This is a genomic window from Erysipelotrichaceae bacterium 66202529 (genome assembly GCA_017161075.1).
Lineage (GTDB): Bacteria > Bacillota_I > Bacilli_A > Erysipelotrichales > Erysipelotrichaceae > Clostridium_AQ.
Window position 1 is genome coordinate 421,533 of record CP046174.1, and the last position, 14,476, is coordinate 436,008.

Sequence of the window (14,476 nt, forward strand, 5' to 3'; positions counted from 1 at the left end):
AAATGGATGCAAATATAAGATTTATCAGATCGGAATATCCGGATATTCCAACTGGTTATTACCAGGTAGAAGTACAGGAAACAACAAATTTATTTCATGAAAATAAAGTCATAGAAGGAGATAGAGAAGTTGACTTCATCATTAGTGCGAAGCGGTTTTCAATGGGAGAGGACTTTGTATACTCCTGTTATCCGCCAAAAGGTTCCGTGGGTGATTATGGGACAGTTCTTCCGCACATTGTACTTCATGACCCGCAGGCGCCATGGAGATACCGTATTGACAGCGGGCAAAAAGATGAAATGGTTCCTACGATGGCTCTGTTTGTTTTCTGTCAGGATGAAGGCATAAAAGAACACCAGATGCCGATAAGAAATCTGCGTGACCCGACCAATGAGACTGTATTTCTTCCGGATAGCTTTAATTTAAGTGAGCTGGATACAGAAAATCCGGATGATGCATGCAGTGCTATTGATATTCCGACAGAGCTCTTCCTGAAACTATGCCCGGATATACAGGAACTGCAATATTTGACACATGTCAGAGAGGTTGAACTGAAGCAAAAAGAAAGTGATCCGCAGGTGAAAGAGGGACGTTTTTCCTGTCTGACCGCAAATCGCTTTCCAAAGAGTGCAAAAAATCTGGAAGAAACAGTAAATCATCAGGTTTATCTTGTATCACTGATTGATTACATACCATACCTTACCGGTGAATGGACAAAGGATACCTTTGCTCCCTATGCTTATGTACGTGTTATCACATATACGAAATGGCATTTCTCAGCATCTCCACATCCCTATGATTTTCTTGGAATCATTAAGAATATAAAACCTGATATCATGGTACATTCTCCTGATCAAAGCGTTCAGGATAACGAATTGATCCAGGTCTTAAAAAAAGGATACATACCGCGAAACCACAATTTAAGAGATGGCTCAAAAACAGTATCCTGGTACCGAGGACCGTTAATACCTATTCAGAAAAAACATAGTGCACCGCATTACCATATCTATGCCGATGAGTACTATTACTATGATCCTGTAACAGGAATGCTCGATGTAAGCTATGCCTGTGCATGGCGTCTGGGGAGAATGGTGACAATGCAGAATCTATCGTTATGTAAAATACTGCTGGAATGGCGATTGCAGAACTCACGAACCGCAGCTTTATATCATCAATACAATGATATTTTAGGGAAAGGAAAAGAGGATTCACTTAATGAATGCTCAGCAGAAAAAGTTAAACAGACTTTGCAGGAATGTTGCTTGCGAAGTGTGGAAGAACTCAACCGCTTAATGGAGATTACGTATGAAGGATGAAAAATATTTTGAGGGAATGAATAAAGATGATTTCCCGGAAGTACTGATGCAGCTGCTGAAAGAAGCCAGTCTGCTCTATCATGTCCCTTATTCCTATCTCAATCCTGACAGCAATCTGATACAGAAAGAAGATTTGCGCTTTTTCCAGATCGATCACAACTGGGTAATGGCTTATCTGGACGGTATCTGCAGTCCTGGAAGAAATGCAGCTATTGATTATACACACGACACCTATATGTTGATAGAACAATATGAAACAGCTTTGTGTGAGCAGCAGACAGTTCGTCAGGAATTGCGTAATACAGCGATCGAAAGAAATGCGTTTCAAAGTGTAGAACCTTGTTCAGGATTTCTTCTTTATTCTGAACTGGTTGAAGATTTCCGCGGCTTAGAGTTTCAGGCATACTCAGACACTGCTGGTAAAAAAGAACTCCTCGTGCTCCGTATCGAGAAACTTGGAACATGTATGATGATAGGAATTTTCCGCGGTATTTTAAAAAGGCTGGATATCGGACAGCCGCCGGAGGGTCTGCATTATGGGTTTATATGTGAAAAAGACAGAACATTGAAAAAAACAATGAGAAATATTGATGATGGAGTATTAAACGGGAATCAGATTACAATTCCGTTAAAAGATACTGCAGATAGAATTATTGATGTTAAGCAAACAGCAGTCGCTATGAAAGAATCCCTGCATCGTGAAATAACTGCGACAGAATTTGCTTTGGAGATGATACAGAATGCGCATACAGGAGTATTCCTGGTAGATGACATATGATAGAGCCTAAAGACCTTTCGCAAATCACCCTGGAGCCGATGTTTGTTGATGCATGTATAATGGGGTGGCCAAAGAGTAATGAGCGAAATGCGAAGGTAAAACTGAATTATCGCTCCCTTATAAAGAATCCGGCAGGAGAAAAGCTGGAATCGGGATACTTTGCCGGCGTAGGCAGTATGGAACCAGGGATTCATCTGCATTGGATTTTGCCGGATCAATATACTCACGGAATTCAAAAAGAAGAGCAGGGTGAGATGATCTATCCTGTAGTTCCAAATCGCTGGATGATTACGCGCTTATCATATGTAGATGATGAAAAAATGCAAATGAAAAAGAAAACGTGGATAGTTGAAAGCGATGTGATTCGTAAGACTGGATCAATCTATGAATCTTCTATGATAGAAGTAACCGATACTGCACAGCCTTATCGTTATCTTGGCTGTGAATATGAGTATGAGGGGAAAACAACATCGGATATTGAACATTACCCGGGAATGACTGCAGTAAGCAGCGGTCTGCCATATTTTAATGCATACTATCCTGAATGTCAGCATGTCTTTGGTTTTTGTGATACTTGTGAGGACCTGGCTGAAGCAACAGTAATGAGTCCTGTAAAGCTTATGTATGTAGTTTGCGGGTGGTGGGAAAAAAATCAGGAAACATCTCTGCATGTAATGCTTCACGGTTGTGTAACAGATTTACAATGGACAGGGAATGAGACTGAATATGAATCGGGTGTTCCACGAATTGACACTCTTTCAAACATCGCTTTAGCAAATTCATCGGAAGAGGCACTGGCAGCTATGCTGGCATATAAACAGAATGATCCAAGTTTAGAAATTTTATTACAAAGTTTACTGCAAGGCACTCTAAATGATTGGAGTGAACTTGACGGAAAATTAAATGCTGAAGCTAAAATTCATCAGCATACCTTTGCGATTGAAGCCGGTGCGGAAGAATGGGTCATACAGAAAGATAAAGAAATGTATGATATAGATACAGAGCAGCGATGCAAGCAGCTGAATATGGTATCAAAGCAGGCATTCCTTCTGCGTCAGGAAATAAAAGAGCTGCAGCAAGCAGTATATTATCTATGGTATGATATAAAAACGGGTAAAACGAATAGAACAGAAGGAATTTCAAACATAATGCATCTTGCTTCTTCACTGCAAGAAAAATACAAGACAGAAGAAAATCTGAAAGGAAAGCAAAAGCACCTGCAAGAACAAATAGAAGGTTCTCTGAAGCAGGATCAGCAACTTACAAAAATTCCCGGACAGCGTTATTACTTACCAAAGGAGCCGGTTTTGCTTATCGAAGGCAGTGATCAAAAAAGCATCTACCGAAAGATTGAAGCCTACAAAGAACTGGATGTGGTGAATAGAAAAGGAAGCGAAGCAGTTTCCCATATTAAATTGTATACACAGGATTTTCCTTCTGGTATTTTCGAACTAGATTCCCATCTATATCAGAACATATTCAAAACTGTCGATACTGTGGAATTGCCCGAAATCGTTCAGGTTTTGATTTCGGAAGCTCTCATGCTTTGTAAAATGGGGATATATTATCTTATCAAAAAAGAAGCACAAAAGTATGGCTTACATTATAAATATGAGCGTATTGCCAATATTCTGTCAATCTATCAGAAAGAACTGGAAAAAAATGCAATAGCTGAAGGTATTAGACCGAATCCATTGTGTATCAATTCTTGGACTCCTCCATGGAATCCGCTGTTTATGGAATGGCAGGTAAGATTTCATCCGGATCCACAGTATCAGTCCGACGAATACCAAGCGAGCAATTGGAATTTTGATGGAAAAGATTATATGCCAAAAAATGATTTTAATATGAAAGATCCCTTTGTATATACAGGACGTACGATTCTATCATCTCATGAAAGCGATGTGCTGGCTGAACGATTTGATCAGTTTACAGAAAGCGCATATCCGGAAGTGAAGATGAAAATTAAACAGATGCGGATACTTTCACAATCTCTTGGAGGTTTATATGATTTTATGTTGAAAGAGGATCGCAGCCTGCTTGTCATGCCATGGCAAAAAGGGGATTCAAAGCTTGATGATCTTGTAACAGCACTCCTTGGTGAAGAAGACCTAGCACAGCGTTATAAGAAAGAAATACCTCTCTTTCCAGTACGTGCAGGTAAGCTGGAGCTTTGCAATCTGCGCATCATTGATTGCTTTGGTAGAGCTATTGATTATACGATTGGTGATGTCATTCTTCCAATATCTTTCCAGGATAGGAATCATTCACAAATCAATAACGCGTTTCTTAAACCACGTATCTTGCAGCCGCTGCGTATTCAGTTTACCTGGGATGAAATGCAATGCGGACAGGATGAGAAGAGCTGTATCTTTGGATGGATATGGGCAAATATGAATGAATCCTGTATTCACGTTTACCGTAGTAACGGACAGATGTTAGGGAGTATACAGCTGATATACAGGGGGAACAATCAGACGGAAATGAAAGCTGTATTTGCTAATCCCCCAGGAGAGACAAGAGAGTTTGAAGAGCTGCTGGAAGATGCCAATGTGCATCTGCGGCAATTTATTCTGGATTTACTGGCAGCATGCAATGAGAATATATACGTCTTAAATCATGTGCTGGAGGTAATTAATGACAGTATGTGGAATATTCATAGCAGCGGAATGCAGAGAAACAGTGATATTTTTGCTTATCTGGGACATCCTCTTGCTCTTTGCGGCATTACATTGTCTTATGAACTACTGGGTTCTTTCCGATACAACGAAGAGAATGGCAGAAGGTTTAGTAGTATTCAGCATTCTATATTTCCCATTTGCCTAGGTGATGTTGAAAAACAAGGTGATGGTGTGATTGGCTACTATTTACATGAGGATGGTTTACTCAATTATCAGCAGCTCCATTTATCACATGCATTTGATAAAGATAGTAACAGAAAGTTTAAAGAAAAGGACGGATATATAAGTAATCAAAATCAAATCCCGCTTTCCATGGATCGAAATTCACAGCCTGTGCATGTATCTATTCTCATGAGTCCTTATGGGAAATTGACAATAAATAGTGGAATCCTACCTGTAAAAGAAGAGCAACTACCGGTTAGCCTGACAGATGAGGCTTTGCGCCATATTTATCTTTCGCTGTTTTACGGTCCATATCTTACATCCGAAAAAGAAATACAGCTAATTCAGCCTAAGGCATTGGAGAAGCAATGGTATTACATGGACTATGAAGCACCTGGAAAAAAATGTATAACAAAAGAATTGCACACGCCGCAGCTCCATGCAGTATCGAATGAGGACATTGTTATTAAAGAAGGCTGGCTATTGCTTCGTGAACAGGATCGTGTTAATGAAGAAAAAAAGCAGGATGAATAACAGGATATGCATCTTTATAATGTACGAATCAGTGTAATTATAAGGGTGTTTCATTCCAAGTGCCTTATAATCCGACATTGCCGAGATACCAATACTCTTCATCATATCCAGTACGGCATACCTTTGTCCCATCAAACCTTCATTTTAAGACAAGTTTATTGTTTTATATCAAGTTACAGGTACGTGATTTATAAAAATAAGCTCCGTCATCGGTGCACGGAAAGAAGGAAAACAGCATGAATAATGATAAAAAGGAAACGGAAATCAAAAATGGAAAGTGTTACATTGATCCGCCTTGTATTAGGCGGACCAGCATACAGAAGCAAGTAGTTAATGCGAATGAGTCTGAAAATACAATTCAAATCTCTGCGTACCTTGATGAAAGCTTAAAAAATCCGGATAAACCGGAAAATACGTATAGGATCATATCCTATGAACTTATTTTAATTGCCGGTGAGGGAGCAGAGGATTTTGCTCTGGTATCCGATATCAGCGGGATCCATATCAGCTGTAATGGTGTAAGGCTTGAACCTGAAGTATATAAGAAAAAGCTTCATCAAGAGGGGGAAAGGATACATTTAGGGCCGTATGACTGCGAAGTTGCTTATTTGTCATTAAAACTGGAAAATGTGATTACGAGCGCAGATTGCGGTGTAACAGAAATTGAATTGAATATGATGGTAGAAAATGATGAAGAGGAAATCTTTGATTTTTCAGGGACTGTTCAAATTGAAAAAGTTAATGCGAAAGCAGAAATTCTTGATTTTTGGCCAGATAGTGGAACAACGGTTTACCAAGGAGGTATATTAAACTGGCAAATAGAAAATGCAAAGATTCTCCAGTTACAGGAAAATGATAAAAAGCCGATAGCATTGAACCCCAAAACAAGTTCTTATAGAATACCACCTTCAAAACAGTCACAATCTGTAAAGTACAGACTGCTGGTTGATGAGAATATAAGCCGCACTTTTCGTATTATACAAACAGATAGCATAGTAAAGGATTTCAGCTTTAAAGCAGATGAAGAAGGAGGTCTTGTATGCTGGGATGTTTTGCAGGCAAGAAATCTATGGATTGATGGGAAAGCCTGTTCACCCAGAGGTAGTTTAAAGATTGAGGAAGTATCCCGGCCTTGCATTATAAAGCTTAAAGCGGAAGGCATTCATAATACGATTGAGAGTACTCTTTATATACCTTCAAAAGAGTATGATAAAAATATTCTTTGCTTTAGAAAAACGTGGATTACGAATGATGTACAGCGTATTTTACAGATTGCATGGGAAACCTATGGTCTATATCATGTGAGAATTGTTTATAAGGATCGGGAAAGGTTACAGCATATATGGACAATTTATGATAGAAGCGTTGACGAAATACAGAAAAACGGTACGATGGATGGACAATGGGAAAATCTTGCGAATGAAGAAAGAATGGTGGATATCACTATGGAAATACAGGAACAGGCGCAAACAGCGAAATGCATGATTACACTATAGGAGGAAATTGAAATGAGCAAGTTAACATTACAGATGTCCTGCGATCCAATGTTTGTCTATCAGGGAGAGTACGTAAATAATAAGTACCGGTATATTGATAATGATATTGCATTAACATGGAAGAATACGGGCAATGATGAATTTGTTTTTGAAAAAGGAGGAATCCTTGTAGAGGCTTATTATCGAAGCCAGGCATCTTCTATCAGAAATTCTCTTAATCTTGAGCTGTTGTGTAAAGAAGAGCTGCAAAGCGTAAAGTGTTCATCAGACCAGACAGAGTTAAACGTTGAACAGTATCAAAAGGATAATACAATTTCATGGTCGCTGGAACCGATAGCATCTACTTTCACAATACCCGCTGGTGGAACGATAACTCTTTATTTGAATAATCTGCATTGTCCTGTTGACCGCAAACATTGGGAAATACCAGCGTTGCTACGGATACATGTAAAAGAAATTTCAAAGGATACAGTAACTGAAGATATCATGATTGCGAAGCGTCTGCTGCCGCAGTTGATGATTTACAGCTTTCATGCAGAAAACCGAAATGAAGAGAATGACTGCTATCAGGTTAACTATGGTGAAAATATCACACTTTCATGGGAAACTAATGCAGATGATTGTATCTTATATCCATTTGATTTGCAAGCAGAAAAGATTGGATCATATACGTTTTCGGTTTATGAAGATATGATTGTCACTTTGCGTGCGCATAAAAAACAATCCAGTAAATCGTATTCTGTATGCAAAGAAATTAAGATAAGGCTCGTCGATGAAAAGCCAGTAATCAAAACCTTTCAGATTACTCCTAGGAAAGGGAATACAGAGATAACATATGAAGCAACCTTTGATCATACCACCTATGGCTATATCGATCACAACATTGGCCGACTGGAAGAAGGAAAGCCGTTTACAAGACCGCTTGATTTTAATAAGGATGAATTCATATTGACGGCAAAATCAAAAACACAGGAGGTAATGAAAAAACAGATTGCTGGAAATGATTTTCCTGAAATCCGTATACTTGATTATACTGCGCAGAAAACAGTTTCAGGCTTTCATTATCGTATCTATTGGAATATTGTCAATCTCAAATCCGGTGACAGCATAACACTGGATACAAAAGGGAAATCTGATGTGGCAACGGTGCGCGGGACTGCAGCATATGGAGATGTAGAATTTGATTCCAGCGAATTATTAAGACTTCACATTTATACAGAAACGAAGGATATTGATTTTGATGATATATATCCTAATTGTCTATGGGAAGATTGAGTGAGTATGACTAATCAGGAGTCGGATGTAACCATTCTATATGGCAAAATCGCCTTGTTACATAAGGAATTTCCTGCAATCACAACAGCGTTGGATGCAGCACATGGAAATCTATCTGCCCATTCTGTAGACTTATTACATTTACGTTATCATAAGGATGAAGAAATTCTTGATGTCAGCGGTGTAATAACCCTTGCAAAGGGGAATGAGCTGGTTGCTGTTAAAGTGCTCATAGAAAATGAAACAGGTGATCAGTGGTCAAAAATGTTTCTGCCCTTCATGGATACGTCGCTAAAAATCCATGTAAAATTTGAAATTCCACAGAAAGCTGCATGTGGATTGAAGGGTAGAGCTGTTTATCTTCAGATTGACAGCTAAACGGTAAGACGTATGCTATGAATTGAAAGGGACAAGTGATGCTGCTATCGCTTTTAAGGTTTAGCATTTATAAGTGTTACAAAAGAAACCAGAATTGGTTTAAAGGAGAAAAATTATGGCAACAGTTAATATTAACGCGGGAGTTAAATTTACATTATTTAGTACTCATTTTGCAGCAGCTATGCAGAAAGATGATACAGGATTAAAAATTCTGTTGATTCCTTCTGTGGCAGAGAAGAAAAAAGAAATAACAATAGGAGATATGGTAGAAGAAATCAAATCATTGATAGCCCCTAATGATCCCAAGAATAAAGAAGTGAATGATATGACAAAACAGCTGACAAATGCAGTAAACGGTCTTGCTCCAACAGATACAGAAACAAAGCCGGAAGAAAAAGCCAAAGCCTTTGATCCTATGTCTATTGGTATCACGATTGAAGAAGCGTTCCTGTTTTATGAAAAAAAGGGAACTGTAACCACGTTTGAATATGCGTTCAGCCTGAGTTTAAATACATCAAAACTGATTAAGCAGATGGAAGTTTTTTCTTTAGATGGCATTTCATTATCCGTATGGAATACAACACGTCCTGCAGTAATTCAGGAAATGAAAATGATTGGTATTGATGATTATTTGAAACAATATCCATTATTGGAAACATCTGCAGGTTAAGGAAACCTGAAGTATATGAAAGAAGAATATGCATTCTAAACATAAGGAATTATAAAAACCAGCACAGAATTGTACTGGTTTTTATATCTCAAAAAATCTACTTAGCTTAAACATAAGAAAACATAATGATGCAGTAGTTAATTGCTAGTTGCTTTAAATACGAACCAACTAATCAGATAATGCTGCTTTAAGAATGCTTATGAGTAATGCTTTTCCAGATATCTCATTTTTTATGATTTTCAGTTTATTCATATGAGTATTGCTCTGAATTCCTTTATATCTGGCACTATTACAATAAAGTCATGATAAGCAAACACTTCAACATTACGATTACTCAATATGCTGTTCCAGTTTGATGTGCCAGTTTGAAGCATACTGGTTTACTTAGACGTATGAATCGTGAATGTATATAGAAGTTTGTGCCCCAGATTTGTATCCTCTATATTTTACAGATGACCGGATATTTATTTAAATTTGATTATTTAAAAAAGATCGATATCTTCGATTGACGATTAAACACTCGTCATTATCAAGCGTTATACTGCGATGGCAGTCTTTCTCAATATGAACAGATTTTATATGTATTCGATTAACTAGTGTATTTTGATTAATTTGACACAAGTTGCAATTATGAAGTTCTTTTTTTATTTCCGAAAACTTCAGGTAGCAGCGATATACCTGATCTTTTGTGTAGAGGTATACCTTGTGATCAATATTTTCCATGTAGTATATTTCCTGGCAGGAAATAAAGTAAAGATTATGCATATCATCATATGCTTTTATATGCACACTGTTTTTTTGAAGATGAAGCATTACATTACAAAGATAATTTTTATTTCGTTTGCAAGAACGTAGGATAACCGTGTCCTCCGCTATCGTGTTATCAATTTGTATCAAAAAATTCATTTGAATCCCCCTCCCAATATGTAATAAATAATAATGATCTTGATTGTAAATATTTAGAATTTATAAAGAAGTTACCAATTAACCACCACATGTTACAATATCATGAAGGGTTTAAAAAAAAGGAACCACTAAATCTGAAAACAAACCAATCAAAGGGAAACATGTAAAAAATAAGATTTGTAAATAACAAACAAGACAAATTAATTGAAAAAGTTTGTTTTATCTTTGCATTGGTAAGTGAGAGGGGCTTATATTAATTTCTCCTGCAAATATAAAAATCAAACACGTCCACTAAAAATGACAGAATAAAAAGTGGGAGATTAGGATTATTTTAACGTGCATAGGAGCAGCTTTTAAATAATTGAAATACGGAGTAAACATTTATGTATACCTAAAAATCTTCATGCATGGTGGATCTTTTTGAATAATTCAAATTCTAGGTAGAAGAAAAAATTCCCCACCAGTATTGTGAGGAATATGTGGCATTTAAACATGAATAGCGTCAGATATGCACTTGTTTATCGAAATTATAAAGTACTTTGATTTTAGTGAAACTCAGTGGTTACGAAAAACGTCATCATAGGGTCTTTTCTATTTTTGTGTTTTTAATTGAATATCAATAAGCTTTAATCCTTCTTCGTTAGCAGCTGGAGTGTATGTGATTATAAACTCACCAAACTTCGTATCAGGAGCAGTACCTTTTTTTAGGATTAAATTAATGTTACTGCAATACAGAATGTCTTCTGAACCATGTTGGTCTTTTATACGTATTAGCATAGGCTTATCATATGTTACAGAATATCCTTCCTCGGTGTACGCTTGTTTTGTTATTTTTCTTTGATAATTAGGGGTGGTGAATTCCTGCTGAATATAGCCTTTTCGATCAATCAGAGCAGTACAGGAATCATATAAAGCTTTCAGCAAGTCAAGTCTGTCATGACCTTTACACGAAATATCGCTGATCTTGATTACATGATTTTTTTGATTATGAAATATTGAAGAAACAATTAATTTGGCACGATAAGGATAGGTTTTGTCTATCCCTAGAATACGGGATAATTCCTCACCATTTTGGGTAAATCGCTCGTTTATATCAATGAGTCCTCCTAGATAGTCTGTATTTAAAGCCACTATTGCAGCGTTTCCTTTTCCATCAAAGGAATTCTCTAACCAATCCACATAGGCAGGATAGGTTAAAAGTTCGTCTTCTAAATATAACGATATACCATAGGAACTTTCGGTTATGGCTAAGCTGTTTTCATTTACACTATCGTACGGTATGTGCTGTGCATCGGCTCTTACCGGATCCAGCAGATGATGTACTCCTTGCAGATACTTCTTCTTCTCCGTATTATAGTCATTTACAAATTTTTGATTAAATGTTGTCATAATAGACCTCCTTTTTAAAAGTATAAGTATATCCCGCATCAACTTTACATGTAAATAAATACCTTTTCAGTTTACTTTTTTAGTAGCGAGAAGAAGTAATAGAATATTTATCAATGATTTAAAATTCAAATACATTTTTTCACCTCCTGCTTTTACAATTTAAAATTTAAAACATTTGACATCATATCTATTCTTCTGCTTTCAGTATATCGGAAACAAATAAAATCATATGATTTATCACTATAAGATGCGATTCACCACATAAATTTTACAATACATGAAAACTTAAAATAAAATGAAGTTATCTGAAGGACAGGATAATTTCACTGCATGAATTCAGTTTCTTTACAGACTGCTCTTTCTTCTGTAAGCTATACAGAATATAGCTTCCTTACTTTTACCTGATTTTTAATAACAAAGAGCATTCGATAATTTTCAAGTGATTAGAAGCCTACTCATTGTATGAGTGAGAATTTAGGTTATAGCAAGGGAAAAGTTTAATAAGTTGTCAAGTTCTTTATGCATGACAGAGTAATCATCCTTTCTGTAGAATGGCAATTTATCTCAGACTATCATAAAAATATTCAGCAATAATCGTGTAAAAGGAGTACTCGTTAAATGCTGAGATTTTTTAATTCTGATATGTAGGAAACAGATAATCTGTTTTGCTATTTCTGCATACTGAAATTCTGCCTTTGTTACTCAATTTGTATACAGCCTTGTACTGCGGTATGCTATAATATTACACAAAAGGGGGAATGTTATGATCTTACATGTTGCTGTATGCGAAGATGATCGTCTGGATGCTGCGCAACTCCACAGAGCTATCCATAAAGCCGAACAGAAGCTTTCATTTGAATGCCGGTTGACCTTTTATACAACGGGGGAAGCCTTTTTACACTCTCTGCGCCTCAAAACACCCTGTGACCTTGTTATCATGGATATTTATTTGAAAGCTGAAAATGGAATCGACATTATCCAGCAGGCTCGCATCCTGCAGGAAAATCTGGAAATCGCCTTTTTTACGACCAGTAAGGAATATGCGCCGGAAGCATTTCAACTCAATGCATTACACTATATCGTAAAGCCTTTAAATGAGCTTCAGATTCAAGAGGTATTCAGCCGCTATTTTGAACGGGCAAGGCTTCCTATCCATACGCTCCGGCTGGAAACAGAGCGCAATATCTGTGAATTTCCCATCCATCGTATAAAGAAAATAGAAAGCAGGAATAAGGGAATTGAAATCTATCTTTCCACGATAGAGGAGCCTGTGTTCATCAATATGCCATTCCTACGCGTGGAGAATATTATAAAAGAAGAACAGCTGATTACTGTAAGCAGGGGACTGATCCTGAATCTGTCCTTTATCCGGCAAATACAGCGAAATGGTACCTGTCTGTTAAAAGACGGTACGACAATTCTCATAAGCCGCAGGCGTAGAAATACGGTGCTGCAGAAATACCATGATTATCTGTTCCAGCAATCAGAAACGGGAAAAGCAGTATGTCGGTAATACAGCAGCTTACCCAGTTTATCGGCTTTTTATCTCAGACGCTTCCCTTTGCCATCCTTGCCTGCTTCCCCTTTTCATCCGGCATGCTTCGTTTGGGTAAGAAAAAGGTGATTCTCTACTGCTCTATATTTTTAACTGCAGCGTCTGCACTCTTTTCCCTGATGATGAATTGTCTGTATACAAAAGATGGCAGCGGTTATGCATTTATGAGAAATCTTGCCGACCTGTATTTTCTGGCTGTGCTCTTGATAACGGCTGTCTTTATCTGTTATCAAACACAGGAGGTCTTTATAAAGAAATTACTTGTTTACATAACCGTCATCCAATACGGTGCTGTTATTTACACGGTTGTAACACCCTTCGTCAATATGCCTGCCTCCTTCCTCTATGATCATTCCTATACCGTATATAATAAGAACGCGTACATGAATTTGCTGCTGCTTGTCTTCAGCTATCCCTTTGTTGCTTACTTTTTTAAGCACACGATACAGCGGATTCTCCCCGCGATGGATCAGGCATCTGTACGACGAGGCTGTTTATATCTCGTCACTGTGATATTTCTTTACTGCTTCTGCATTTTTACTGTAATGAATCGGACAAATGGTTTATTCAAAGATGTGGATCTGATGCTGTTTCTCATTGCTGTTCTTGCGACTGATATACTTGTTTATTATATGTATTTCTCAGAATTGAAGGAATCTCTTGCGAATCGTGAGCTTTATCATCAGCTAGATTCATTTCAGACACAATATGAAAAGATCTCAAGCAGTATCGAGGATGCCAGAAGAATCCGTCATGATTTACAGCACCATCTGAATGTCATCAGATCTTTACTGCAGGAAAATAGACAAAAAGAATTAAATCAGTATCTTATACAATACACACAGGCGATTGAGGAAATCAGCCAGCACACCTATACAGCCAGTCCGTTGCTTGACAGTATTTTAAATTACTATGTGCAGCGCTGCACCAGCGAAGCTATCGAAGTTGAGGTAGATGCAGTTGTAATTAAGGAACCGGAAGTAGATGCTACAGACCTCACTGTTTTACTTGGAAATGCATTGGAAAATGCTATACAGGAAAGTAAGCTTACCAACCATCCCAAAATCATAATATATATTCGCTATGTTGATGAAAGGCTGCTTGTACGTATCGAAAATAAGTGCCACTCCATGACGGTATCCGGAAGAATCCTGCCAAAAAAGCGTTCAGAAAAGCATGGCTATGGCATGATCAATATGAAAACAGTATGCGAAAAGTATAAGGGGAGCGCCGATTTTTATAAGACGGATTATAAATTTATCACCCGATGTATCCTATATCCTAATAAATAAACGATATGCCTTACTGGCAGTTTTTTCTACCGAGTGGTTGTGTA

11 protein-coding genes are annotated in these 14,476 nt (G+C 37.4%); 9 read left to right on the forward strand and 2 right to left on the reverse strand.

Going from position 1 to position 14,476, the window contains the following annotated elements; genetic code table 11:
• The first annotated feature begins 2 nt into the window (after positions 1 to 2).
• From GKZ87_01925 to GKZ87_01955, 7 genes are all read left to right on the forward strand, one after another.
• Positions 3 to 1,316, forward strand: coding sequence for a hypothetical protein (locus GKZ87_01925; GenBank protein ID QSI24347.1), 1,314 nt, complete (start codon positions 3 to 5; stop codon positions 1,314 to 1,316).
• Positions 1,306 to 2,094: a hypothetical protein gene (locus tag GKZ87_01930; GenBank protein ID QSI24348.1), complete on the forward strand. Its 789-nt coding sequence runs from the start codon at positions 1,306 to 1,308 to the stop codon at positions 2,092 to 2,094. Before GKZ87_01925 ends, GKZ87_01930 begins: the two co-directional genes overlap by 11 nt.
• Complete coding sequence (locus GKZ87_01935) at positions 2,091 to 5,471, forward strand: hypothetical protein (protein QSI24349.1); 3,381 nt, start codon at positions 2,091 to 2,093, stop codon at positions 5,469 to 5,471. Before GKZ87_01930 ends, GKZ87_01935 begins: the two co-directional genes overlap by 4 nt.
• Before the next feature lie 236 nt (positions 5,472 to 5,707).
• Entirely contained in the window at positions 5,708 to 6,967 is a 1,260-nt protein-coding gene (locus GKZ87_01940) for a hypothetical protein (GenBank protein QSI24350.1), read from the forward strand.
• Between the two features lie 12 nt (positions 6,968 to 6,979).
• Positions 6,980 to 8,242 carry a hypothetical protein gene (locus GKZ87_01945; GenBank protein ID QSI24351.1) on the forward strand — a complete coding sequence of 421 codons (1,263 nt, stop codon included), beginning with the start codon at positions 6,980 to 6,982 and terminating at the stop codon, positions 8,240 to 8,242.
• A gap of 6 nt (positions 8,243 to 8,248) precedes the next feature.
• Entirely contained in the window at positions 8,249 to 8,620 is a 372-nt protein-coding gene (locus GKZ87_01950) for a hypothetical protein (GenBank protein QSI24352.1), read from the forward strand.
• 115 nt (positions 8,621 to 8,735) lie between these two features.
• The gene (locus tag GKZ87_01955) at positions 8,736 to 9,290 is read left to right on the forward strand and encodes a hypothetical protein (GenBank protein ID QSI24353.1); all 555 of its coding nucleotides are present in this window, start codon (positions 8,736 to 8,738) and stop codon (positions 9,288 to 9,290) included.
• A gap of 468 nt (positions 9,291 to 9,758) precedes the next feature.
• Here GKZ87_01955 and GKZ87_01960 read toward each other — a convergent pair whose 3' ends face one another.
• Complete coding sequence (locus GKZ87_01960; GenBank protein ID QSI24354.1) at positions 9,759 to 10,196, reverse strand: LytTR family transcriptional regulator; 438 nt, start codon at positions 10,194 to 10,196, stop codon at positions 9,759 to 9,761.
• Positions 10,197 to 10,787: 591 nt separating this feature from the next.
• Positions 10,788 to 11,585 (reverse strand): hypothetical protein, encoded by a 798-nt coding sequence (locus GKZ87_01965; GenBank protein QSI24355.1) that lies wholly within the window; start codon positions 11,583 to 11,585, stop codon positions 10,788 to 10,790.
• Between the two features lie 763 nt (positions 11,586 to 12,348).
• Between GKZ87_01965 and GKZ87_01970 the strand changes: the two genes are divergently transcribed.
• Both GKZ87_01970 and GKZ87_01975 read left to right on the forward strand, forming a co-directional pair.
• A complete protein-coding gene (locus GKZ87_01970; GenBank protein QSI24356.1) occupies positions 12,349 to 13,098 on the forward strand; it encodes a response regulator in 750 nt (249 codons plus the stop codon).
• Positions 13,089 to 14,432, forward strand: coding sequence for a GHKL domain-containing protein (locus tag GKZ87_01975; GenBank protein ID QSI24357.1), 1,344 nt, complete (start codon positions 13,089 to 13,091; stop codon positions 14,430 to 14,432). Before GKZ87_01970 ends, GKZ87_01975 begins: the two co-directional genes overlap by 10 nt.
• The last annotated feature ends 44 nt before the right edge of the window (positions 14,433 to 14,476 follow it).